At 44.2% G+C, this 26902-nt stretch carries 17 protein-coding genes; 8 read left to right on the plus strand and 9 right to left on the minus strand.

Annotation, left to right across the window (positions count from 1 at the left end):
* Positions 1-485 precede the first annotated feature (485 nt).
* The 5 genes from DXN04_RS08345 to DXN04_RS08365 all read left to right on the plus strand — a co-directional run bounded on the left by DXN04_RS08345 (position 486) and on the right by DXN04_RS08365 (position 8380).
* Entirely contained in the window at positions 486-3050 is a 2565-nt protein-coding gene (locus tag DXN04_RS08345; protein WP_147319876.1) for an NACHT domain-containing protein, read from the plus strand.
* A gap of 79 nt (positions 3051-3129) precedes the next feature.
* On the plus strand, positions 3130-4038 hold the full coding sequence (locus tag DXN04_RS08350; protein WP_116852871.1) for a transglutaminase-like domain-containing protein: 909 nt from the start codon (positions 3130-3132) through the stop codon (positions 4036-4038).
* 10 nt (positions 4039-4048) lie between these two features.
* Complete coding sequence (locus DXN04_RS08355) at positions 4049-5905, plus strand: chloride channel protein (protein ID WP_116852872.1); 1857 nt, start codon at positions 4049-4051, stop codon at positions 5903-5905.
* 64 nt (positions 5906-5969) lie between these two features.
* On the plus strand, positions 5970-6503 hold the full coding sequence (gene kefF, locus DXN04_RS08360) for a glutathione-regulated potassium-efflux system oxidoreductase KefF (protein WP_116852873.1): 534 nt from the start codon (positions 5970-5972) through the stop codon (positions 6501-6503).
* A 29-nt stretch (positions 6504-6532) separates the two neighbouring features.
* Positions 6533-8380, plus strand: coding sequence for a monovalent cation:proton antiporter-2 (CPA2) family protein (locus DXN04_RS08365; protein ID WP_233525541.1), 1848 nt, complete (start codon positions 6533-6535; stop codon positions 8378-8380).
* Position 8381: 1 nt separating this feature from the next.
* Here the strand turns inward: DXN04_RS08365 and DXN04_RS08370 are convergent, their stop codons facing one another.
* The 6 genes from DXN04_RS08370 to DXN04_RS08395 all read right to left on the minus strand — a co-directional run bounded on the left by DXN04_RS08370 (position 8382) and on the right by DXN04_RS08395 (position 14155).
* A complete protein-coding gene (locus tag DXN04_RS08370) occupies positions 8382-8627 on the minus strand; it encodes a hypothetical protein (protein WP_147319877.1) in 246 nt (81 codons plus the stop codon).
* A gap of 68 nt (positions 8628-8695) precedes the next feature.
* Positions 8696-8944, minus strand: a complete 249-nt coding sequence (locus DXN04_RS08375) for a hypothetical protein (protein WP_116852876.1) — start codon at positions 8942-8944, stop codon at positions 8696-8698.
* A 350-nt stretch (positions 8945-9294) separates the two neighbouring features.
* Positions 9295-10872: a DHA2 family efflux MFS transporter permease subunit gene (locus DXN04_RS08380; RefSeq protein ID WP_116852877.1), complete on the minus strand. Its 1578-nt coding sequence runs from the start codon at positions 10870-10872 to the stop codon at positions 9295-9297.
* A gap of 136 nt (positions 10873-11008) precedes the next feature.
* Positions 11009-12103: an HlyD family secretion protein gene (locus tag DXN04_RS08385; protein ID WP_116852878.1), complete on the minus strand. Its 1095-nt coding sequence runs from the start codon at positions 12101-12103 to the stop codon at positions 11009-11011.
* Positions 12104-12144: 41 nt separating this feature from the next.
* Positions 12145-13539, minus strand: a complete 1395-nt coding sequence (locus tag DXN04_RS08390; protein WP_116852879.1) for a TolC family protein — start codon at positions 13537-13539, stop codon at positions 12145-12147.
* Complete coding sequence (locus DXN04_RS08395) at positions 13529-14155, minus strand: TetR/AcrR family transcriptional regulator (RefSeq protein ID WP_116852880.1); 627 nt, start codon at positions 14153-14155, stop codon at positions 13529-13531. The genes DXN04_RS08390 and DXN04_RS08395 overlap by 11 nt, the downstream gene beginning before the upstream one ends.
* 617 nt (positions 14156-14772) lie before the next feature.
* Here DXN04_RS08395 and DXN04_RS08405 point away from each other — a divergent pair.
* The 3 genes from DXN04_RS08405 to DXN04_RS08415 all read left to right on the plus strand — a co-directional run bounded on the left by DXN04_RS08405 (position 14773) and on the right by DXN04_RS08415 (position 18084).
* The gene (locus DXN04_RS08405; protein ID WP_116853387.1) at positions 14773-15657 is read left to right on the plus strand and encodes a carbohydrate kinase family protein; all 885 of its coding nucleotides are present in this window, start codon (positions 14773-14775) and stop codon (positions 15655-15657) included.
* A 204-nt stretch (positions 15658-15861) separates the two neighbouring features.
* Entirely contained in the window at positions 15862-16965 is a 1104-nt protein-coding gene (locus DXN04_RS08410; RefSeq protein WP_116852882.1) for a carbohydrate-binding family 9-like protein, read from the plus strand.
* A gap of 27 nt (positions 16966-16992) precedes the next feature.
* Positions 16993-18084 carry a family 10 glycosylhydrolase gene (locus DXN04_RS08415; protein WP_116852883.1) on the plus strand — a complete coding sequence of 364 codons (1092 nt, stop codon included), beginning with the start codon at positions 16993-16995 and terminating at the stop codon, positions 18082-18084.
* A 1738-nt stretch (positions 18085-19822) separates the two neighbouring features.
* On the opposite strand, the gene DXN04_RS08430 is transcribed toward DXN04_RS08415, so the two are convergent.
* The 3 genes from DXN04_RS08430 to DXN04_RS08440 are packed head-to-tail and all read right to left on the minus strand — an operon-like array spanning position 19823 to position 26860.
* Positions 19823-22273, minus strand: coding sequence for a glycoside hydrolase family 31 protein (locus tag DXN04_RS08430; RefSeq protein ID WP_116852886.1), 2451 nt, complete (start codon positions 22271-22273; stop codon positions 19823-19825).
* A 58-nt stretch (positions 22274-22331) separates the two neighbouring features.
* Complete coding sequence (locus tag DXN04_RS08435; RefSeq protein ID WP_116852887.1) at positions 22332-23882, minus strand: RagB/SusD family nutrient uptake outer membrane protein; 1551 nt, start codon at positions 23880-23882, stop codon at positions 22332-22334.
* A 23-nt stretch (positions 23883-23905) separates the two neighbouring features.
* Entirely contained in the window at positions 23906-26860 is a 2955-nt protein-coding gene (locus DXN04_RS08440; protein ID WP_116852888.1) for a SusC/RagA family TonB-linked outer membrane protein, read from the minus strand.
* Positions 26861-26902 lie beyond the last annotated feature (42 nt).

The following is a 26902-nucleotide window of genomic DNA, read 5'->3' on the forward strand; positions in this document are numbered from 1 at the left end:
GCAATAAAAGATGTTATGGTTAAAATAGGGGTAGTCTGATTCGGTTGATACATTACGAATACACAATTTTGAAACCCTGCGGTCAGAATACGGTACGAATTTATGGGGATAGGGTGGGAAAGCGGCTGTTCTTTTCGTTCAGTATTTGAACCTTATTCATTCTATTCATTATAACATTTCAAAAATCTTTTTATCCAGTTCTTTTTAACCCGACAACATATTTTTTATAGTACAATGATTCACAAGGTAATTAGTTGGCAGTACTAATAGGAAATCAAACTGAATAAATAAAAATAAATTTTAAACAGACAGTACTATATTTATTAGTAATACTGAATAACAATTAATTGTAAATTGTATTCATTTACATATGTTTTGTTCATTTTGTTCATTTTTCTAAGAAAAAATCTAAACTAAAAAACGCTACGTAAGTTTAAACTTGATTACCAAAATCCGTTTACAAAAAATCCATTTCTTGTCCCCGTATGATAGATCTCTCCTATGACTTTATCATAACTCTACAGAAAGAAGTTTCGAGACGTTTTGGCGTTGACTCTGTAACGGCCAGTGATTGCAAACGATTGTCACTCGCTATATCCGACGAGACAGGCAAATTGGTTAGTGAGACGACTCTGAAAAGAGTTTTTGGATTCGCTGTGACACAGCATAGTTTTTCGCGCTATACATTAAATACCCTGGCGCAGTATTGTCGTTACAAGGACTGGGAAGATTTTCAGACCAGACACTTCACACAATCCACTCCCGGGGAGATGGTGAAAGATGGTAAATGGGCAGAACTGAAGAGTAAAGGAGCTGCCGTTTCACACTATACTTTGGTAACACTGAAGAATCGTTCGGGTATTCCCTTCCATAATACAGTATCCAGAGCATTCAGCGTTGCACATATAGAGCGTTTCCTGGAAGGCAAATATCCTGCAACCGCACTCATCGCACCCAGCGGATGGGGCAAATCTACAACGCTCGTACACCTGGTAGAACACTTCTGGTATAGCAAAGAAGCAAAGTATCCACACGACATCTGCTGGTTTATACATGCACATGCCGCGGGAAGCCTGTTTTTGCGTGGACTTAACCTGAGTAACTGGCTGGACGATCAGCTCAGCCTGGGGCAAAGAGAAAATTTCAGGGAATACTTCAAAGCACATTTTGATAAAATAGGAGGAAGACTCATCCTTATTATCGATGGTTTTGATGAAATTACCATGTCCAGCGATAAGCTGAAACTGATGTATACCAAACTGGAGGAGTTCGTATATTCCAATGATGAATTCCCCTGGATAAAAGTAATCCTCTCCGTTCGCAGTAATACCTGGTCAGAAATTTTTCATAATGATCAGCGTATGCCGCCTTTCGGCCGCTATTGGTACCTGGGACCGGAAATGGATGAAGAAACCAATATTAATATCCCCCGGATGACTGAGCAGGAGGTGAAATCCGTGCTCTACAATCATCGTATGGACCCCGCCGTAGTGCGTACCTTCAGTGAAAGCTTCCTGCAAAAACTGCGGTACCCTTTTTACCTCCAACTCTTCTGTCAGCTTAATACAGGTGAGAATACCTTTATTAATGAGCACCTCAGCCTTTTTGAAATGGTCTCGCGATTCGTGCAGATGAAAGTATTCAGCACGAACAACAATAACTTTAAGATCAATATCATCAATAAGCTGCTGGAGCTGCTGGATTATGGTAAAAAAGGACAATATGCCGACAAAAGTGAACTCCTGAATAAGAATGCCGAATTATTTTCTGCCTTTAAAGAACTGCTTTCCGATAATATACTGGTAGAAGAAAACCTCAGTCAGGACATCATGTTCTACGTGAAGGTGCGTTTTGCCCATCAGTTCCTGATGGAATACTTTATGGCCATGCATTTTGTGTCAAGGGGCCATCACCAGACGAGCGAAGGGGTATTTAATGATGTGATCAATCACCTGCCTTCTTCTCCTTTCCGTACCGGGATCTTTAAGTGGATGCTGCGCTATTCGATCAACAACGGACAACTGGAAAGCATCCGACAGATGTTCCACCTGTCTTTATCCAATATTGAGAAATCCCAGTTGCTGGAATACCTGGCTGTACACTATCAGCAGGAAGGAAACCGGGAAATGTCACTTAAATCCATTTTTCCCCATGGTTACTTTAAAAGGTATCCTCTCAGTAAAATTCTGAATGATAATTTCATTCATTTTGGTAAGAGAAAGGTACTCGTTGCCTTATTGGAACTGGCGGAAGTACCGGAAGATAAACTGAAAATCAGGAGTATCCTGTTCATCATGTCACTGCTGCAGCTGGATGCAGAGCAGTGTGAGCAGGAACTTCATTTTATCAAAAAGATTGTTCAACGTGAAATGACGGAAGAAGAGTTGTGGGTCACTCCTTACGACCTCTTCCTCTTTATATATGAATACCTGAAGTTTGGTATCGTCAACGAAAATATCAAGGATAAGCTTTATAACTATAGCCGATACCTGAATGGTAGTACCAGGCAGGCTCCTACTGTATCTCATGAGCTGGTATTCCGGTTTTCAGGATTTGCCTTTGCTTTGCTGCAGGATTATGGCCATATGGCTAATTATTCTAAGCGGATATTTGAATGTTACCCGGCACTGGTATACCAGAAACTGGACTCGGTAAGACTCTCATTGCTCAGCTGGCAGGCATACGCCGCCCTCGGGCATAAGGATTTGAAAACTGCTTTAAGGATCAGCGGCCATGCAGACCTCTTACTAAAGAATTACTCTTTTGATCATACCAATGGCAGACACCTGGAAGTATTGCACAAGCTAATGCAGGGCTACTCTTATATGCTTGAAAATGAGCTGAATAAGGCAATACGACTTACAGAGACAGCCATGGAAATTTCCCAGAAATTGGATTTGAAACTGTTGATGCTGATGGCATTGCAGTTATTACAAAAGATCTACACTTCACTAAAAGCTGACAAACAATTACATATTACGCGGCAGCAGTTGCAGTTAATAGGAACCAGTACATCATTTAAACAGCTTGATAAGCTGTGGGGCCAGTAATAAGGACTGGTGGCATTCTGACCGCCGGTCACATCTGATTTTCGTTATCTGGCATAATTTTGCGTTATTGCATACCGTAATGGCCATAGATGAAAGTAAATATTCCTCTTTCCAGCAATTTCTGCTCAACCTGCTGAGCCTCCTGACGATCATACCGCTGGCACCATATCTAAACCGGTATATACCACCACTGGTTGAGGATGGATGGCACCTGGATATGTTGCTGGCTGTTCTGGCCGCTTTTCTGTTTACCCGTTTATTGCTCTGGGTCTTCAAACCGCTCATCATTCCTGCCTTTGTATTGGTGGTGGGAGTATTGTCATTCAATTACTTCTCGGATAATTACTCTTTCAACAATGTCCTGAATGACTATAAAGGCATGGTACAGGGTAACTGGGGTGCAAAGAACTATAAGCAACTGGATATCCTGAGTTTATATCCTCATCGTGTGGAAACCTACCGGGATAAAACGGTGAGAGGCATGCGGGATAAGGTGAACTACAAAGATTCCCTGGTACGTAACTTTTCTATTTACCATTCTGTAGAAGATTTTGATGAATATTTCCCCAAGTATGGGAAAGTAACCCGCTATCTGGCGCTCTTTAAGTATATCAACAAAAATTTCCGATGGGTGCCTGATACCCGTCGTGATGAATATTTTGCCACCCCGCAGGAAACTATACAAAATGGAATGGGGGGTGACTGTGACGATCACAGTATACTGATGGTTTCCTGTCTGCAATCTATCGGGGCCAGATGCCGTATTGTATTGATCCAGGGCCATGCCTACCCGGAATTGTATTGTGGTACTAAAGAAGATTTTGAAGTAATAAAGCAGGCTATCGTAACTTTGTTCCCCCAGCCACCCATCAAAGAGATTCACTACCACGAAATGAAAGGCGAATATTGGATAAACCTTGATTATTCTGCACGCCACCCCGGTGGACCGTATCTGAATGATAAGGTATATGCGTTGATTGAAATATGATAACTAACTGATGAGTCAATTTAAAAACATAAAGAAATTTCACTCGTTCCTGCGCTTCAAGCGCGATTTTGAACGATACAGCCTACGCAGGGTCCGAAGTTATGAGATCGTGATCCACTGGCTGCACAGCAAAATGAATAGAAACCAGTTCCTCGTTCTTTCTGGTATCCTGGTTGGTCTGGTCGCGGGATTAGCAGGTGTGATTTTAAAAACCCTGGTCCATTATATTCATTACTTTATTACCTACAAAGTTCACTTTAGTACACAAGTCTTTTTCTACGCAGTATTCCCTTTCCTTGGTATTGTAATAACGACACTTGTTGTAATCATCTTTTTTAAGGGCCAGTCGCGCAAAGGGGTCGGACTTATTCTCTACGAAATCGCACAAAACTCCAGCCTGATTCCTCCTGTTAAAATGTATTCCCAGATTCTGCAAAGTGCCCTAACTGTAGGCCTGGGAGGTTCTGCCGGCCTGGAAAGTCCTATTGCCGTGACCGGGGCTGCAATTGGCAGTAATTATGCCCGCAACTACCACCTGGGATATAAGGAGAGAACGCTGTTACTCGCTGCCGGTGCCACTGCCGGTATTGCAGCCTCCTTCAACGCACCGATTGCAGGGGTAATGTTTGCATTTGAAATACTGCTTACAGGGGTTGTTTTCTCTGATTTTTTGCCTTTGATTCTGGCAGCAATCTGTGGTAGTCTTCTCTCAAAGATCATTCTGCAGGAGGAAGTATTGTTTCACTTTGAATCCAGGCAGGCATTCAACTACCATAATGTACCCTTCTACATTATGCTGGGTTTATTAAGTGCAATTTATGCCCGCTATTATATTGTCATTTCACAGAAAGTAGAACATTTTTTCCATAGGCTTAAGTGGAGTGCCTTACAAAAGGCTGTATTGGGAGGAGTAATTATTTCCATCCTCTGCGTACTGATGCCGCCCTTATTTGGGGAAGGTTATTCAAGTATTAAGCAGATGGCGAACGGACAGGCGGATGAAATCATTGCACATAGTTTCTTTAGATACATCCCGGCTAAGAACTGGGTATTACTGGCGTTTCTGGGCTGCACCTGTTTGCTGAAAGTATTTGCCTCTTCCATTACTATTCAAAGTGGAGGTAACGGGGGTAACTTTGCACCTTCGCTTTTTGCGGGCGGTGTATTGGGATTCTTTTTTGCCATGCTTTGTATACAGGTGGGATTCCATGACGTACCTGTCACCAACCTGGTAATCGTTGGTATGGCGGGTGTCATGAGCGGTGTGATGTATGCCCCGCTTACGGCCATTTTCCTGATTGCGGAAGCCAGTTCCGGGTATGACCTATTCATTCCGCTGATGATTGTTTCATCTACATCTTTCCTGGTAGCAAAATGGTTCTCACCTATTTCTCCTGAACTTAAACACCTGGTAGATGAAGGAAAGATCTTTACCAGGGAGCATGACCGGAATATCCTTTCATTACTTCGTACGGAGGAACTCGTAGAAAACACGATTCAACGTATAGACATGAATGCCACCCTGCGTCAGCTGATAGAACTGGTAAAAAACAGCACGCGCAATGTGATTGCCGTGGTATCGCCGGAAGGGAAGCTGGATGGCGTGGTCACCCTGGATCGTATACGCCCTATCATGTTCAACCAATTACTTTACGATACAGTCACTGTGAAAGAAGTAATGCAGGCAGCACCTGCACTGATCGGCCTCCATGACAATGTGGTAGATGTAATTGCAAAATTTGATGAAGTAAAAGAATGGAATCTGCCGGTAGTAGACAATGATAAACTGGTAGGCTTTATTTCCAAATCAAATATCCTCAATCAATACAGGTTGTTACTCCAGGAATACTCCGGTGACGAAGTATAGATTATGTTTTACAAATCATCGATGTTCCTGATTTGTAAAACGTAATTCGTAATTTCCATCTTCTATGTCAAGAATTCTGATTCTATTCGCGCACCCGGCCTTTGAAAAATCAAGGGTCCACCATCAGCTGCTTGCAACTATCCGTGGTATGCAGGGGGTGACTGTGCACGATCTGTACGAAACATATCCTGATCTGAACATTGATGTAAGACAGGAGCAGGGACTACTGCTGCAACACGATATTATTTTATTCCAACACCCTTTCTACTGGTACAGCGCACCCGCTATTATCAAGCAATGGCAGGACCTTGTACTGGAGCATGGCTGGGCCTATGGCCGCACGGGTACGGCACTCCGTGGCAAGCGGATTACGAATGTGATTTCCGCTGGTACCAAGGAGGAAGCATACCAGGCAGATGGCTGGCATCAACATTCGTTGACAGATTTCCTGTTGCCCTTTAAGCAGACAGCCACCCTTTGCAATATGCAATATCTGGCTCCCTTCGTGGTGTATGGCACTCACCAGATGGATACCACCGGCATTAGTGAACACGCTATCAGTTACAAACAATTTCTGGAAAACTTAAGGGATCGATAACTATGGAGCATTCATACTTTTTTATAACCATGATCTATCTCGCTGCGGCGGTGGTGTTTATTCCCATTGCTAAGAAGCTGGGCCTGGGCTCCGTACTGGGTTACCTGCTCGCAGGGGTAGTGATTGGGCCTTCCCTCATGGGGTTTATTGGCAGTGAGGGGCAAGACCTCATGCACTTTGCTGAGTTCGGGGTGGTGATGATGCTGTTCCTGATTGGAATTGAGCTAGAACCGGCATTACTCTGGAACCTGCGGGCACCTATCCTGGGACTGGGAGGTTTACAGGTCCTGATTAGCACGGCAGCGGTCGCGGCCCTGGCCCTTTTGCTGGGACAGCCATTGAATGCTGCACTGGCGTTGGGGATGATTCTCTCTCTTTCGTCCACGGCAATTGTGTTGCAAAGTCTTAAGGAGAAAGGGCAGATGTCCTCTGCCGCTGGTCAAAGTGCATTTTCAGTATTACTGTTTCAGGATATAGCAGTTATTCCAATGCTGGCAGTATTTCCACTACTGGCGGGCTCCTCCCAGAGTGCTGCGGGTCACAGTGAATCCTCTCTGAGAGATAACCTCCCTGCCTGGGGACAAACCCTCGTGGTACTGGGTGCTGTGGTGGTGATTGTGGTAGCGGGACGATACCTGCTGAGACCTTTACTGCGCATCATTGCTGCGACCAGGGTAAGGGAATTGTTCACCGCGTTTTCATTATTGCTGGTGGTTTCAATATCTGTGCTGATGTCGCTGGTAGGATTGAGTCCTGCGCTGGGCGCATTCCTTGGTGGAGTAGTGCTGGCAAACAGTGAGTATCGCCATGAACTGGAAAGCGATATAGAGCCATTCAAAGGGTTGCTCCTGGGATTGTTTTTTATGGCCGTAGGGGCATCTATCGACTTCAAATTGATCCTGAGTATGCCCTGGGTGATTTTAGGGCTTGTAGTAGGCTTAATGACGCTAAAAGGATTGATATTGTTAGGGTTAGGAAAGATCTTCAAGATCAGTATAGAGCAAAATCTCTTGTTTGCAATGGCTTTGTCGCAGGTAGGTGAGTTTGCGTTTGTATTGTTGTCTTTCTCCAACCAGAATAATATTCTTCCACAGGCTACGGTGAGTATTCTTACGGCGGTGGTGGCCATCAGTATGGCACTGACTCCACTATTGTTACTTGCTTATGAAAAGCTGATACAACCCCGCTTCAATGTGCAGTCAACCAATACACGGGAGGCTGATGAGATCCAGGAAAAACATCCCATCATTATTGCCGGCTTTGGTCGTTTTGGGAATATTGTAGGCCGTTTTCTGCGGGTGAATGGGGTGAAGGCTACTATCCTGGACCTGGATTCAGACAGGGTAGATGCGCTGCATAACCTGGGGGTGAAAGTATATTATGGAGATGCGGCCAGGAGAGACATGCTGGAATCAGCAGGGGCGGCAGATGCTAAAGTGATTATTGTAGCTATGGATACGGTAGAGCAGACACTGGAAGTAGTGCGGGTAGTACGGAAGCACTTCCCTCACCTGCAGATGCTGGTGAAGGCGGAAAATATACCGGATACCTTTGAGCTGATGGACCTGGGGGTATTGCACATCTACAGGGAGACGCTGGATACTTCTTTGCGTATGGGGGCAGATGCTCTGCAGATGCTGGGTGTCAGGGCGTACCATGCATACAGGAATGCAGGTACCTTCCGCAAGCAGGATGAGAAGGCCATGAAGGGCTTATCTGCTATACGGGATGATAAAAAGCTATATATCAATACAGTTAAGGAACGTATTGAGGAGTTGGAGAAACTGATGTCAGGCGAAAGAACAACCCGTTATAATCCATCAGGGTTGGGCTGGGACGAACAGTCACTGATAGATGAAGCCAGGCAGGAGGAGTAGTTTACTCTTCTCCGGCTATTGCTTCTTCAATCTTTTCGGCGATAAAGCCAACCAGTCCGTGATCAATTGCTTTGGAGGAGTGAGGCTCGTCACTGATAGCACGCAAGCGACCTTCTTCATCCTGTTCGTAAGTGATTTCGTGTTCCTCTACGGTAACTTTAAATGCAATCTTATAACGTTGAACCCAGGGCCGCACTTCAAGGATGTGCGGCTTTCCTTTGTACTCAAACTTCAGTATAAAATTCAAATCCTCCATCGGACTAATACCCTGCGTTTTAATAATGGTGCGTCGGTTAACAAAGGGGCAGCGATCGATTAAACATCAATACTTCCATCTATATCCATATCGATGGAGCGGTTGCGCATCCTTACTTTCTCATCTCTTGAGAGCTGATGTATGAACATCAGGGAGAAGAAGGCGGCAGCACTAATGATCAGGATATAGCCTATGAAACCCAGGGTATGAAATACCCGGAACCAGGCCCAATCGTTAGTGATGGCGTACTGAGCTAAAATGGCGAATACTGTTCCTATGGTAGCAAACGCAAATGCAATTCTCTTCATAAAGGTAAATTTTGGGATTCCTTTTTTGGATCTTTTTCCTTTTGGTTTACAATACTGTCCTGATGCTTTTAAACAATGACAATTCCGATTTTAATATCTGGGGCAAACCCAATGCCACGGCATTAGATAGCACAAAGGTACTATACAGCGGTATTTCTACGAGTATATTTTTCCACATTTGTGGCAAATAGTGAAAATGTGAATAACTATTGTTGGTAATTTCTACACACATATGTATAGAACCTAATATGTTTGTGTGGAAGGGAGTGAAAAAGCCGGAGTAAGAATACTCCGGCTCATTACCTAAACCTACAACTGTTACACTGTTAGTAACATATCTTTAATATCTTTTAGTGCATTGCACTTGCGTCTAATTTTCCTTGTTGTTTGTTGCTTTTCACCATGAGTACGAATGGTACACAGATGAGGAACAGGATACCGAGGTACAGGAACACATCCATATAGGAGAGTACTGTTGCCTGCTTAATGATGCTATACTCCAGGCCCTTATAAGCGCTACCCAGGGCAGTTCTTGAATCCATTCCTTTGCTGGCCCACATGGAGGCAGCGGAATTGACCCTGTTTATCACATCCGGGTTGTTGGTGTCCAGTTTACTCACCAGGTCCATACGGTGCAGTTCATTACGTCTTGATACGAAGGTGGTGATCAATGCCACACCAAAGGAACCTCCCAGCTGACGCATCATACCTGTGAATGCAGCCCCCTGACCGATCTGCTGACCTTTCAGTGTAGAAAGGGACAGTGCAGTGATCGGGATAAACAGCATACCCATACCGATACCACGTGCCATCAACATCCAGAAGAAGTCATCTGCCCCTGTATCAGGTGTGATGATCTTGTAACCCCAGAAGCTGTACACAAAGAACACTACCATACCACCTGCTACCAGGTACTGGTTAGGGATCCCTTTTTCGAGTAGTTTACCAATCAGCGGCATCATAAAGGCAGTCATCAATGCTGCCGGTATCATCAGCATACCTGACTGGGTAGCGGTCCATCCAAGCAATCCCTGAGTATACAGTGGAATAATGAAAGTGGATCCATAAAGACCGAAACCTAAGAGGAAGGAGAGTAATGTACCTACCCGGAGGTTTGAATTCTTCAATACTCTCAGTTCTACGATCGGATTTTTATATACCAGTTCTCTCCACACAAAGAAGAAGAACCCTAAAACTGCAGTGATACCTAAGACAAGGATGGTTGTATCGTTGAACCAGTCATCTTCCTGTCCGCGTTCCAATACATATTGCAGTGATCCAACGGCCATTGCAAGGAAGCCAATACCCCACCAGTCAATTTCATTCGCTGACTTCTTCTCTGCATATTTCGGGCTGCGTACGAACTGAAGGGTCAGTAATGTAGCGATTACGCCGATTGGAATGTTGATGTAGAAGATATATGGCCATGCGAAGTTATCTACGATATAACCACCTAAAGGAGGACCGAGGGTAGGTCCGATGATCACACCCAAACCATAGATGGCTTGTGCCATACCACGTTTTTCAGGAGGGTAGCTTTCGGTGATAATAGTTTGAGAAGTTACCAGCAGTGCACCACCACCTAAACCCTGTATGAAGCGGAACAATACCAGTTCCCACAAGGCGCTTGCGTTACCGCAGAGGAAGGATGAAATGGTAAAGATTACTATGGAAACTGCGAAGTAGTTACGTCTACCGAATTGTTGTGACAACCAGCTGGTCATCGGAACCACGATTACGTTACCAATCGCATACGCTGTGATCACCCAACCAATTTCACTCAAGGTAGCTCCCATATTTCCGCGCATGTCATTCAGGGCCACGTTCACGATGGTGGTATCCACGATCTCCAGCAAGGCGCAAAAAATGGCAGTGATTGTAATGATGACCCTGCGGGCACCATATTCTACCAGATTCTCTTGTTGCATGATGTTAATTATTTTATAGTGATCAATGCGCAGATGTTCAATTACGAATTACAGCCAAGCGATATTTATATCCAGTCTGAAGTATTATTGTGAGTCCTTTCCCGTAATTCGTAATTGATCACCGGCGATTGAAATATTAGTCGAGGTGTACATCTACCACCACGTTCATACCTGGGCGGAGTTGTTTAACTTCTGGCTGACTGTTTGGATTTTCGAATTCGATCTTTACAGGCAGGCGTTGTACCACTTTCACGAAGTTACCAGAAGCGTTATCCGGAGGCAGCAGTGCAAAACGGGCACCGGTAGCAGGGGAGAAGCTGGTTACTTTAGCTTTCAGTGATTTACCAGGGAAAGCGTCTACATGTACTTCTACTTCCTGACCCAGTTTCATTTTATCCAGCTGAGTTTCTTTGAAGTTAGCTACTACCCAAACATCGTTGGACAATACTACGCTAAACAGAGACTGACCAGCCTGAACCAGCTGACCTGGCTGTACATAAATCTTTGACAGTTCGCCATCTTCAGGAGCGAGGATGATTGTATAGCTCAGTTGCAGTTTTGCGTTGTCTACCTCTGCCTGACGTTCTTTGATGATTGCTTTGGCGGCGTTGATAGATTCAGCGGTAGCATTTGCCTGGGAACCAACAGCGTTGGTCTGGCGGGCAGCTACTTCTTTCTGTTCCTGCAGCACTTTCAGCTGACGCTCAGCAGTTTGCTTGGTAGCAAGTGCCTGCTCATATTGTTGCTGGGTGATAGAGTGATCTTTGATCAGGTTGTTGTAACGCTCGTAGTCCTGGTTTGCGCGCCATACGTTTACTTCAGCAGCTTTGATCTGTGCGTCAACGGCACCGATGTTAGCAGAAGAAGAAGCGATATTGGAACGGGCAGCAGTTGTATTAGCAGTAGCTACTGATACCTGTACTTCGGATGCAGCCAGTGCAGCTTCAGCCTGTTCCAGTTTTATTTGCAGATCCCTGTCATCGAGGATAACGAGGGTATCACCTTTCTTAACTCTCTGGTTATCTTTTACACGTACTTCTTTCACATAACCGGTAACACGAGGGATAACAGGGCTCACGTTTGCTTCTACCTGAGCGTTATCTGTTTCTTCGTGGTGTTGTGCATGGATATATTTAGTGATACCAAATGCACCACCACCTATTACCAACACGGCCAAAACGATGATGAAAGTGGAGTTCTTTTTCTTAGGCGCTTGATTTTGCGTTTCCATATAATGCGATATATGATATTAATAACTTGTTACTGTGATAATTATTTACCGGTGGTTGTGGTGCCGGTAGTTGTAGTTCCTTCTGTACCTGCTTCGTTCAGCACGCCTGCTGTTTCCAGTAATTTGGAGTAAGCAACCATGGCATCGGCTTTCGCGAAAGCGTAGTTCAGTTTTGCCTGGATGTTAGCTACGTCAGCTTCGAGCAGATCGGTAGTAGTAGCCAGGTTATTTTCCTGCTTATTCTTGACGATCTTGTAGTTCTCTTCGGCCTGATCGATTGCTTTCTGGTACATATCAATCTTCTTCTGGTTGACCAGGTAGTCCTGATAAGCTTTGTTAATGCTGATGTGAATGTTATCCTGCAGCATCTCTTCATTTACACGTACCTGAGCGAGTTGGATTTTAGCATCATCCACTTTCGCGCTGTTTTTCCAGAGGGAAGCCACGTTATATTTTACACCTACACCGGCATTTACTGCGTTGGTTACACCGAAAGCTTTAGGAATGTCCAGGGCTACATAACCACCGGTGATTGCAACGGAAGGGTAGTAGTTACCTTTTGCAGCTTTCACACCTGCTGTTGCAGCTTTTTCACGAGCCTGCAGTGCAGCGTTATCAGTACGGTTAGTCATTGCAATCTGTTCCCATTCTGCTACACCTTTGCCGCTTGCTACCACACCCTGGTCGTAAGTATCAGCTACTGCTTCAAGATCAGTGCTTTCGGGAATACCCAGCAGCAGGTCCATGGTGATGCTTGCGATTTTCAGGTTGCTTTCAGCTTCCAGGAGGGATACGTCTACATTCGATTGTTGCAGTTGTACTTTCAGGAGGTCGTTTCTTGCTACCAAACCGTTCTTTTCGAGGTTGGTGAAGTCAGCTACACGCTGTTCCTGTTGTCTCAGGTTTTCCTTTACCAGTGCTACAGCCTGCTGTGCTTTGTACAGGTTGCTGTAAGCATTGATAGTATTCTGGATTACAGCTTCACGATCTTTCACGGCATCCAGTCTTGCTGCTTCTGCCAGGTATTTAGCAGATTCTTTCTGGCTCTGGATCATAAATCCGGAGAAAACCGGGATAGATACATTAGCCATTGCGTAGGCGACAGCGTTAACTTTTGGAAAGGAACTTTCTCCACCGCCTGAGCTGCTACCACCTAAGAGAGGACCATATATGTTTGGTTCGTTGATTCTCATGTAGGAACCGGATACACTGGCTTCCGGTAATTGTGCGTTTTTAGCTTCTTTAACTGAAGACATAGCCGCATCTATCTTTGTCTGGCTGAGCTTCAATTCTTTGCTGTTCTGAATACTAAGCGATATGGCTTCCTTCAATGACAGGGTTCTCTTTTCCTGCGCCTGACTGCCAAGGTATGGCAGCGTCAACAATACTCCCACTGCCAGAGACCATAACCGCCTGTATGTGCTATTAAGCTTCATGGATAAGAATGGCTTTTAACAATTTTTTTAAATGATTACTGATATGTATAACAAGGTGCTGCTGTAATTGATCATCTGTGAGATGCTCAAGCCCTGAAATTCTGGCAAAATGATGTCTGGTTGACATTATGTGGTTGGTAGTACCGACCAGTGTGTTAACCATCATCAGTATGTCGACTCCTTCATTGAACACCCCTTTTTCCTGTCCTGCCTTAATGAAGGCGCTGATGATATTGTGCACTTCCAGTTTATTCTGGTGGATCAGGTCGTTTACCCCGAGGTCTGCCTGAATTTGCGCGCGCATCATCATCAGATTAAAACAGGGATTATTAAAGATCCGTCCAACATATGTTTCCACCAGCCGGTCAAACCGGGTTTCGAACGAAAGTGATTCATCTGTCAGGGCAGTTTCCAAAACTGATTTCCATCCTACGATTCTTTTCAGGAAGATCGCTTCGATCAATTTTTCCTTAGAGCCGAAGTAGTAGGAAATCATTGCGATGTTCACATCAGCGGCATGAGCAATATCCCTGACTGAGGTTCCGTGGAACCCCTGGGAAGCGAACAGTTGTTCTGCAGCGTCCAGGATTGCTAATTGCTTGTGATTGTATTCCATCTTCTACCGAATTGTGGGTACAAAGTTAAACAAACATTTAATTTAATCAAACGATCGTTTAAATATTTGGCAAAAAATCGTGTTTTTAAGCAGATTTTAAGGTCAGTGGAGAGGATGTGGGTTAATATAATATGACTCAGGCGTGCGTGAATAGATTGGTAAAGGGAATAGCAAAATGAACGAAATGGCTAAGATGAGGTTGGTTAACTTAGGGAAAAGGTCATTTTGAACATGCTTAGATCAGGGTTTTGCGGGAAAATGAGTTTTGATCATATCCATGAAAAGTTCCTTACGGGCATTTGGGTAACGTTATTTTTTGATCATATCCATGAAAAGTTTCTTTCAGGCATTTTGGGGAACATTCTTTTAGATCATATCCTTGAAAAGTTCCTTTCAGGCATTTTGGGGAACATTCTTTTTGATCATATCCTTGAAAAGTTCCTTTCAGGCATTTTAGGGAACATTCTTTTTGATCATATCCTTGAAAAGTTATGTCCATTGTGAACAGGTTCTTTCTTAGAACATCCAAGATTGAACATGCCAACTCCGGAGCATTGTCCAATGCTCTGGCTTTTTAACTGAAAATCATTAATATGCGCCAGCTTAACAGAATAATCATGAAACCGTATCAAGTTGCCTGCTTTGGAGAAGTATTATGGGATATACTCCCTGATAAGAAATTGCCGGGAGGAGCCCCTATGAATGTGGCTTATCACCTGCAGAAACTGGGAGTACCGGTCGCGATGATATCCGCGACAGGGAATGATGCAGATGGAGATGACCTGCGGCAGGTTATGCAGCAATTACAATTAGACACCACGTTTATACAGAGAGATCCGGATCATGAAACCGGAAAGGTGTATGCCCGCCTGGCAGCCACCAATGAAATGCAATATGAAATTGTCAGACCAGTAGCATGGGATTTTATTCAACTATCAGAGGGGCTGGCAGAAATAGCTAATACCCCGGGATACCTGGTGTTCGGCAGTTTAGCATCAAGGAATGAGGTGAGTAAGGAAACCCTGCTTTCATTGTTGGATGGTGGTCGCACGCTGGTGCTGGATATTAACCTGCGCCCGCCGCATTTCACTCAGGAGCTGGTGACATTGCTCTTACAGCATTGCCAGATCCTGAAAATCAATGAAGCAGAACTGGAACTCATAGGTGACTGGTATGGATTTCCGGCCAGCATGGAGGAAAGAGTACGCGCATTCAGTCAGAAATATGATATACCCACAGTCATTGTGACCCTGGGAGATAAAGGGGCTGCTTTGCTGATGGAGAATGCGTTTTACCTGCATTCAGGATATAAGGTAGTCGTAGCGGATACTATTGGAAGTGGAGATGCATTCCTGGCGGGATTTCTTTATAACCGGATTCTTAATACACCACCAGCAGTGACATTAGCGTATGCGTGTGCATTGGGAGCATTGGTGGCCTCATATCATGGAGGTTGTCCTGCCTATGATCCGAATGAAATTATTGCTTTGATGAATAGATAGGGAAGTAGGAGATTTTATTAAATCAGCTACCTGCTTTGATGAATTGACAGGTAAAATTGTATTATGCCGGTTCGCCGGCATAAGGTGCTTATGAACAACTAATAGATAAAACTAAAGTGATAGAATATTCTTAATTCATCAATAATTCCTACCATCCATTAAGAATACTATAAATCCACAATTGACTTTTATTATATTTAACTCATGTCTCAACTTATCCGTCATGTGATTGCAGGAATGGGATTGGCGTGTCTGAGCCTCCCTTCCTTTGCACAGAAAAAAGCGGCCTATCTGGCCCCAAGGCAATATCATGTCTATCAGACCACGACACCCATTAAACTGGATGGCAAACCAGACGAAGCAGCCTGGCAAAAGGCTGAATGGAGTCAGGATTTTACAGACATAGAAGGGGACAAGCAACCTGCTCCCGCTATGCGTACCAGACTCAAAATGCTGTGGGACCAGGATTATTTGTACATCCTGACAGAACTGGAAGATCAAAACATCTGGGCGACCTTACACCAGCATGATACCATCATTTACCATGACAATGATTTTGAAGTATTCGTAGATCCTGATGGCGACACCCACCAGTATTTTGAATTAGAAATCAATCCATATAATACTGTCATGGATCTGTTCATGCCCAAACCTTACCGTGAAAACGGGGATGCACTCATGAACTGGGACGCTCAAGGCATGCGTACTGCTACGCATATTGATGGCACCCTGAATAAACCTGGTGATAAAGACAAAAAATGGACGGTAGAAATGGCCATTCCATTCAGTGCCTTTGGTTTCTTCAACCAACACATCAAAATGAAGGACAGCACCATGTGGCGCATCAATTTCTCAAGAGTTGAATGGGATACCGATATTGTAAACGGGAAGTATGTAAAACGTACCGACAAAGCGAGCGGCAAACCACTACCCGAACATAACTGGGTATGGTCTCCACAGGGCATTATCAATATGCATGCACCGGAGAAATGGGGTTACCTCTTCTTTGTACAGCGTCCTGTAGGCAGTACCCCCATCAAATTGTCCATCCCGGCCATCGAAGAAGCAAAGGAAACTCTCTGGGACGTATACCACAAGCAACATGAATATCGTCAGTCACATGGCCGCTATGCAACGTCCTTGAGTGATCTCGGCATTACTGAAAGCACATTTACAGTAAATGGTATTACCTATACATTGACTATGGAAGCAATATCAGGACAATATACAGCTACGATCAGCGACAAAACAGGTGCACAAAGAGCAAGTATCGATCAGGAAGGCAAGGTAACAACCAAAAAACATTAACAATATTACTATTACAGGTCCAACACTATGAACAAACGTAACTTTCTTAAATCAGTAGGTCTCGGCAGCGTCGCTATGATGGGTGCCGGCCTTCCCGCTATCGTGAAAGCAGAGAAAACAGCTGATGCAGGTGCTGCTGCTACTAAAACCAAACACCGTGTGTGGATCAATCCTGATGAAAAGGATACTGATGCAGACATTCGTCAGCGCTATGCTGCTTATAAAAAAGCAGGTATCGGGGATATCATGTTTGAAGCAGACAGCGAAAGGCATTTCAGAATTGCAAAAGAGAACGGTATCAAAGCACATCGCTGGATCTGGACGATGAACAGGGGAGAGAAGGACTTGCTGGCAAGCCATCCAGAGTGGTATGCACAGAACCGTAAGGGTGAAAGTTGTGCTACACATCCGCCATATGTTGATTACTATCGTTGGCTATGCCCAAGCAAACCGGAGACAATTAATTATTTGAAAGAACAGGCGGAAGCAGTACTGTCAAAGGATTATGTAGATGGATTACACCTGGATTATGTGAGATATTGCGATGTTATCCTGCCGGTGAATTTATGGAGTAATTATGGAATTGATCAGTCCAGGGAGCTGGCTGATTATGATTTCTGCTATTGCGACACGTGCAGAACTAAGTATAAAGAGTTGCACGGTAAAGATCCGCTGGAATTGCAACATCCTGATCAAAGCCCTTCCTGGCGTAAGTTCAGGTACGATCGCATTACTAATGTAGTGACGAATCTGGCAGGGGTAGCGAAAAAACACAAGAAACCTATTTCTGCAGCAGTATTCCCAACGCCTGAAATTGCGAAGCGCATTGTAAGACAGGATTGGACAAACTGGCCATTGAATGCAGTATGTCCGATGATTTATCATGGGTTTTACCAGGAGGATGTGAGTTGGATCGGCGATGCGGTGGCTGAGGGTATCAGGGGACTGGACGGACGCTTTCCATTGTATGCAGGCCTATACCTGCCGGATTTCCATGGTAATATGGATGATTTGGAAAAGGGAGTCAGGTTAGCGATAAAGAATGGAGCTGCCGGGGTATCACTGTTTGGTGGAGTAACACCAGAGGTATTGGCGGCATTGCAAAAGGCTGGTGTGTAGATGATATTTGAAATCCGACTTAGGAAGTCATAAATTTAGCATTTACATAATGCAATTGTTAACAAGACCGGGGATCCTTACAGATCCCCGGTTTTTTTTTAATAACCAAAATTAATCAATCGTCGAATCAATGACCAGGATTGGCCTTTGCTGTATTAAACATGAGCCTTTGTAACCATTATTAATTTTTAAATGATGATAGATAATAAACTCTTTTTCATCGCACACATTTCTAACGGACACACTTTTACCAGGTACACTTCTACCAGGTACACTTCTAACGAACACACTTCCACCAGATATACTTCCACCAGAAATACTTCTAACGAACACCTTTCTACCAGATACGCGTCCACCAGATACCCTTCCACCAGATACACTTCTATCAGATATATTTCCACCAGATTCCCTTATACCAGATTCCCTTATACCAGATTCCCATCTACCAGATTCCCATCTACCAGATACCCTTCTAACGAACACACTATTTAAATCAGGGACCAGGAATGGTCCCCGCCTATTTGGTCCTCGATTTTGTTACTTTATGTACGCTATACGTTTATATAGACACTTCCTCACACCAGGAATAGTATAAGGGTTTCGTAAATATGCTTGTATGAACCTCTTTATAATCGTAAATATTTATTGAATAATGATTGCTAAAAAAACAACCGGCTACCAGAATTGGTGCCCGGGTTTGACATATACATTATCCCCTATTCTGAAAAGAATCATTACCCAATTAGAATAATTTAATTCCAGATCATCCACTTGATTGTATTTCATACAAGTCAACAGGATGCCAGGCTTCAGGAATGAAGCCCGGATTATTCTTTTTTTTAAGCTGTTGTTAAATAATGAACCGTGATGAAAAAACATCTATTAATCAACCCAAAATTCAATATTTTATAAAATAAGGTGATAAGCTAACAGCAGGCAGTAGGTGTGCTTCGTTCAACTGTTGAAGAGTTTTTATACCTTTTCAATTTTAAAAGGTATCATTCTCTTTCTTTAATTGAATAGTTGAATACATCTTTATCAAACTCCACAAAGAGTCTCCCGCCTCCCAGGTTGAAAAGAAGTATCTGTTCTTCTCAATTTAAAAGAGTAGTGATCCTTCAATTATAAAAAGTAATCCTCCTCATCAATTGAAAAGAGTAGTTCCGTCGTCAATTGAAAAAGAGTGGCCTTCCTCATCAATTGAAAAAGAAATCCCATTCCCAATTGAAAAATTCACTTTTTCAACTGCGAAGCACAGATACGCCTGGCTCGTTAACATTTCAATTCCAAAAGAATAAACCAGGTATCAGGAATAATTCCCGGAATCCTTACGTGTTATACCCTATTTAAATTCACCAGATTTGAAATAACATACCCATGAAGGACGTTCTTTTCGAAAACGTTTATTGGGTAAATATTGTGAGGTTCGGCTACCTTGATTGGTAAAATCTTGTTGTGTCATTCTTACATAGGTTTTTGGTTAACAATTCTTAATCTTACAACATAAATTTACACCCCCTTTTTCGGTTTTCCTCACACCACTTCGTTCACTCTTGTACGTTGTTGTTCACCTTGTTCATTCTTAAATAAAACATCCATGAAATTGGCAATTTACCAAAGGCCTTGAAACCACTTCAGAAAAAAAAGACCGGCCAGTACAAACTGGCCAGCCGTTAATCTTTTGCCTGGTCCCGGTGGAGGCAACCAATACCTACCCCCAACCGGGTATCAGGCTGCATCAAAATTCCACCACAATCCTATCCGCACTATTTTTTATGCTCAGTGTCTGCACCTGGCAAACAGCTGTTGTGGCATACCCACCCTGTGGATCAAAACGGGAAATAGGAGAGAGAAAACTGATGCCTGAAGATTGTAATGATTGTACCGAACCATCCACCTTTACCTGCTGCAATGGCCCAAATCCATGTAATATCAGACTGATATTAACAAACTTTGATGTATAGCTACCCTCTACTTTGTCAAGGGTCAACTGATGATCATAATGTATAGTCCTTTTGTAATAATTACCCTTTTCATAGTCATATGTCTGCCCGTCATCCTCATAATAAACTATTGTACTGGCAGTATCACCCTTATATACATGCAGATACAGCGTATCATTCGGCCGCTCCGCCGTTGTCTGCACCAGCGATTGCATCGGCACTATACTACCCGCTTTTACATATACCGGCAGCTCATGCATCCCCAATGTATTGATCCTTACCTGCCCACCACTTACCTGCTCATCCGTATACAAATCATACCACCCTCCTGCGGGAAAATAAATCGCCCCATACTGCTGATTGCTCTCAAACGGCGCTATCATAAATGCATCGCCCAGCTGAAACTGCTGCTGGAAACGGCTATCATAGACATGCGCATCATCTGTATAATTAATCGCTAATGAACGCATCACCGGCAAACCCTTCTCCATCGCCTCATAAAACACGCTATAGATATAAGGCAGTAACTTATAACGCAGATTGATATAATTACGCGATACTTCTAATGCCTCTTCACCAAAGGACCAGGGCTCCGCCGATTTTGTATTGACCGCTGTATGATTTCTGAAATAAGGTAAGAATGATCCTACCTGCATCCATCTTGTATACAAGCCCACCGATGCATTGCCGGTAAAACCGCCTATATCCATCCCCGTGAAAGGTACTCCACTAATACCCAGACTATTCATTATACGCACACCCGCCAGCATATGATCATCCTCTGCTCTGTTATCACCTGTCCATATAGCGGAATAACGTTGTAAACCTGCATAACCAGCCCTTGTAAGAATAAACGGACGCTTATTCATCGCCGCCCTTGCACCTTCATAACTCGCCCTCACCATTTCCAGTCCATACACATTATGCGCCTGCCTATGCGTAGTACCATGTCCATCGAAATCAAACAACACATTATCCGGCATCTTCTGCCCCCAGGTCGCAATCTCGTTCATGTCATTCCAAAATCCTGCTACTCCTACATCTACATATGTCCTCATTTGCTGCTTCCACCAGTTCCGTCCTTTTTCGCTCGTGAAATCAGAAAAATGACACCATCCAGGCCATACCTGCCCTGTATACAACTGCCCGTCTGCATATTTGATAAACACATTTTCCTTTACCCCACTTTCATATGCCGCATATCCCTTCTCTACCTTTATACCCGGATCATTGATCACCGTCAATTGAAAACCCTGCTGCTTCAATTTACTTACCAATCCTGCCGGATCAGGAAAGCGATTCTTATCCCATGTAAACAGCCTATATGCATCCATATAATGAATATCAAGGGTAATCCCATCAGCAGGTATTTTCTTCTCTCTCAATGTCTGCGCAATATGCAGCACCTCCTGGTCAGGGTAATAGCTATACCTGTTTTGCTGATAACCAAGACTCCATAATGGAGGCATGTGAATTCTACCGGTTAAACCAGTATAGGCCTGAATAATTCCTGCTACTGAAGGCGCATGGATAAAGTAATAATTCATTTCACCACCCCGCGCTGCAAAAGATGAAAACCGATTGTTGCTCGCGCCGAAATTGAAATCAGACTGGTAAGTATTATCCAGGAAAATGCCATACTCCAGCCCATGATGAATACCGATATAAAAAGGAATAGTACTGTACAAAGGATCCTGATCTGTTCTGTATCCAAATACATCAGAGTTCCAGTTTGTATAAGCTGTGCCGGTTCTATCAAGCGGTCCGTTCTTTTCTCCCAATCCAATAAAGCGCTCTTCCTGCTGCATTTTCCTGTATGCCGTCACCGTATTATCCACCCAGGAAGTTGTCAGACCATTTTCTTCTTCATTGATGGGTTTCCCATCCGGAGTATAAAAAGAAATGGAGAAAGGCCGTTTATTTATGCGGGCTTGTATCAACCTGGTTATGATTGTAATCTGGTCACCTGCTTCTTTGATAGTAGCCGATACAGCAGAAGGATGGGCGATTACAGCATAAGAAAAATCATCTCCCAGCATCTGTCTGTCCATCCTTACCCTGATCACGCTATCATTGTATACGCTTATCTGTATATAAGCATGTGTTGTAGTCAGATTCACCTGACCTTTACCAATATGCACCTGTTTTACCTCGCCTGCATTCACGACACCATTCTGGGCAAAGAGCGCCCTGTTGCCTGATAGTGTTGTCAACACTACCATAGCAATCCAAACTATTCTATTCATATGATGACTTTAAACAACATCAGCTGACGGCTACAGTTCCGTCAGCTGATGCATGTGATTAATAACCTGTGTTCTGAACCAGGTTCTTATTAACCGAAAGGTCGCTGGTGGGAATTGGGAATAATAAATATTTAGGATCATCAGATGGTTTCAGTTGCCAAGTGTCGAGGAATTTGCCAAAGCGGATCAGATCCTCTCTGCGCCAGCCTTCCCAGTACATTTCACGGCCTCTTTCATCGATCAGGTTATCCAAGGTGAGTGCTGCAAATGGAGTAGCACCACGTTTTACACGCAGGTCATTTACAATAACCAGTGCACCCGCTGCATCTCCTGTACGCAGCATCGCTTCTGCTTTCATCAGCAATACATCTGCATAACGCAGGAATACGTAATCATTGCTGGCATTATTGGAATTCCTGGATTCTTTCGAAGTAAGATCCGGTGGATATTTTACTACACGGATACCTGTTACTTCAAGTGTAGTGGGGTCTGTTTCCTGCAGCTTCAGCTCTCTTGTAAAAATGAGTGGATTACCTTTTCTGTCTTTCAATGCCACGCCGCCGGCACCATATTGCTGTCCCAGCAGGAAACCTACTTTCAGACCTGTTACATCCGTTACCCCAGCATAACTGCCCCCACGGCGGGTATCAGTCGCTTCAAACTTGTCATAAAAATCAGAAATGGTAGTAAACCCGTTCCATCCGCTTGGATCCTGGTTGTAATGCAGGGTGGGTGCCCAGCGACAGAAAGCATTGTTACCACCTCTGGAACCGGCAGTGCTATACCCAGGTCCATTGCGCTGCGTGAAGATATTTTCTGTACCGACTACATCATTATTGTAAGCGAAATTCGCGAAGAAATTACTATTGATACTATACTTCCCGGAGTTAATGATCTGATCTGCCAAAGCAATCACCTGTTGCATATCAGCTGCCTCAAAGGTGGGTGATTGCCTGTTCAGGAATGCGCCTCTGTTCAGGTACACCTTCATCAACAGTGCCCTGGCAGCATTTTGATTTGCCTGATATGCCTTTGCACTATCAGACAGTATTGGAATGATAGCTTGCAGTTCACTGATAATGAAGTCAGCTGCTTCAGCTGCTTTCAATACCTTAGGTGCATTCAGCAAGGTATCTCCCGGATTACGGAAAGGAACCTGCCCCCAGCCATCCAGGGTAGCAAACATAGACCATGCACGAAGAAAACGGGCTTCTGCCGCCTGACTTTCACTGGGATGGAAGTTGAGTACGTTCGTTGCAAGGAATTGTAACTGCAGAATAGCTGTAAACGCATTACCAATAAAGGTATGGTCAGAATTCCAATTATGCAGTTTCAGTGCACGCCATACACCGTTATCATCCCAGTCGCCACCCCGGGTAGGGGCCACTGCTTCGTCTGATGTCATTTCACATAAAGCCCAATAATTGGACTGGTCCTGAAAAGGCAATTGAAGTCCATCATAAGCTGTCACCAACAGTGCAGCCACTTTGATTACGGAATCAGCCTGGTTCTTGGTTATAGTGGAACCCAACTTTTCATCCAGCTTTGTACAGGATGCCATTCCACCTATTACCAGTACTAATATGATATATGCTATTTTGGATCGCATGTCAATAATTTTTGGTCAGTGATTTATAACGAGAAATTGATACCAGCGAGGAAGCTCCTTGCTGTCGGATAAGGTGAGTATTCAATACCCAGAGATGTAACCCCATTGATATTCTTATCAGTGTTTACTTCAGGGTCAAATCCGGTGTATTTAGTAATGATAAAGAGGTTCTGACCTGTCACGTAAACAGAAGCTCCTTTAACCACCTTCCCGATATTCCCGATCTTATAACTGAGTGTGATGTTGTCCATCTTCATGAAATTGCCTTTTTCCAGGTACCGGCTGGATACGGTGATAGGATTGGACAATGCCTCCTTAGTACCCACCAGTTTGGCCGCGATATTCCTGGAACCCAGATTACCAATAGGCAGCACAGTGTTGGCAGTATTATTATAAATATCGAATCCGAAAGCACCGTGCATATTCACGCCCAGTGTCCAGCTCTTGTAGTTTACAGAAGTAATGATCCCCATCATGGTCTTGGGATTGGGTTGTCCCAGGAAATACATACTGTTGCCATTATCCTTGTAGATACCCTGGCCATTGTCGTCGAAGCCTTCGAACTGTCTTACATAGAAGGAGTTCAGCGGCATGTTGTTCACGAGACGCTGAGCATAAGCATTGGACACACCCTGACCGCTGATGGAACCTGTGAGCACCGGAGGACCATCATAGTTCTTCAGTTCGTTAGTCAGGAAAGTTGCGTTTACACCGAGATCCCAGGTGAAGTCTTTAGTAGCAATGACATCGCCACGCAGTACGATTTCAAATCCTTTGTTGATCACATTCGCAGGCAGGTTGATCCAGTAATTGGAAGCAGGTGCCGGCTGAATAGCTGGGAAGTTGAAAAGAAGGTTAGTAGTGTTCTTATTGAAATAATCAACGCTACCATACAATCTGCCATTGAAGAAAGCATAGTCAATACCAGCATTGAGCTGTTTGGAGCTTTCCCATTTCAGGTTGGGGTTTGCCACATTACTCAGGCTGGCACCTCCATTGGAGTTGAGCGTATATTGTTCCTGTGCAGCACCGGCAGGAAACTCCTGGTTACCGGTGATACCCCAGCCTACACGCAGAGCCAGCTGGTTCACAGTCTTATTATCTTTCAGGAAAGGCTCATTGGCGATATTCCATTTTGCGGCGAAAGAGGGGAAGTAACCATACTTATTGTTTTCTCCAAACTTGCTGGATCCATCTGCTCTCAGGGTGGCAGTCAGCAGGTACTTATCAAAGAAGTTCAGGTTTACCCTGCCAAAGAAGGACTGCAGTTCTGACTTAGGATTCTTAAAAGATGAAATAAATGTATTGGTCTGCGTGGGGTTCTGCAGAATGTCTACATACTTCAGGGCATCGGTAGTGAAGCCCAGTCCGCCCATACTACGTCCTTTGTAGTTGAATTGCTGGCTTTCATAACCTAACACAGCACTGAGGAACAAGGCCTTGGTCACCTGTTTGTTATAATTCAGGGTGTGGGTGAACAACTGGGAGGTGAGGGTATTCACACCATAATAAGCCTGCCCGTTATCCTGTACACCAGTAATATTGATAAAGGAAGCTATCTGCGTTTCCCTTTCACCCACCTGATGATTGATGCTATACACAAAACGGTATTCCAGGTCATCAGTGATTTTGATGTATGGGGAGAGATTTGCAAGAATGCTGTTGACATTTACATCATCATCATATGCTGCTGACATTGCTTCAGGATTGATAGCAGAACCAGCACCTAATATATTAAAGGAACCATCCGCCTTACGCAATGCAAGGGTAGGATTCCATTGCAAGGCCTGGCCAATGAGACTACCGGTAAAACCGGCATCATTGGTAATAGGCGCAATCTGCTCTGTGGTATGCGCGGCCTGAATAGAGTAGTCAATGCCTATCCGCTGGTTGTCCAGCAGTTTGAACTGACCGTTCAGATTGGCTGTATATTTTTTTAAACCGGTTTTCTTTACAATACCCTGTTGATCCAGCATACCAAAGGAAGCACGGTAAACACCATTATCATTGCCACCACTGAGGCCCACATTTACGTTGTGCGTAATGCCTGTACGGAGAATGCTTTTCATGGCATCTACACTGCTGCCCTCATCGCCGGCAGAGAGGTTATATTGTTTCAGTGCGGATCTGTAACCGGCTGCATCCAGCACATCCAGTTTTTTCAGGATGGTGCTGGCACCAGCAGAATAGTTGACATCCAGCTTTGGAGGACCGGATTGCCCTTTCTTTGTAGTGATGATCACCACCCCGTTAGCACCTCTGGCACCGTAAATAGCGGTAGCGGATGCATCTTTCAATACATCCATAGACAGGATGTCGAAGGAGTTAATGAAGTTAAGCGGGTTGGCATCCGGCGTTTGACCCAGACCATTTGCATTCACAGAAGGTTTGGCAGTACGGCCATCCAATGGCATCCCGTCTACTACATACAATGGCTGGTTGCCGGTTCTTACAGAAGAGTTACCACGAATCCTAACCGTAGTAGCACCTCCTGGCGCACCACTGTTATTCATAACCATGAGACCGGCTACCTTACCCTGGATCAGCTGATCGGGAGCTGTGACAATCCCCTTGTTAAAATCGGCCGACTTGATAGAGACTACGGAACCTGTCAGGTCTTTTTTGCGGGTGGTACCATAACCTACAACTACCACATCCGTGAGGGTAGTGCTGGTGGGTACCAGTTGAATAGAGAATTCTGATTTTCCGGCGATAGCAACTTCCTGCTGATTATAGCCGATGAAGGAAATTACGAGGGTGTTTCCATTGGGGGGAACACTTAATTTAAAAGTACCATCTGCTGTGGCAGCTGTACCGGTGCTGGTACCTTTCACCTGGATGGTAGCACCTGGAACAGGGTTGCCATTTTCGTCTGTTATTTTACCGGTGACGGGCCGGTTCTGGGCGCTGGCTATGCCTGCTACTAGCAGTAATAACGAGCATAATAGCCGCACCTTACAAAACAGGAGATTGGTCATAGATCAGTTTTTATTGGTTTGTGGAATATTGATGCCGTATGG

It is taken from the genome of Chitinophaga silvisoli (genome assembly GCF_003412465.1).
Classification (GTDB): Bacteria; Bacteroidota; Bacteroidia; order Chitinophagales; family Chitinophagaceae; genus Chitinophaga; species Chitinophaga silvisoli.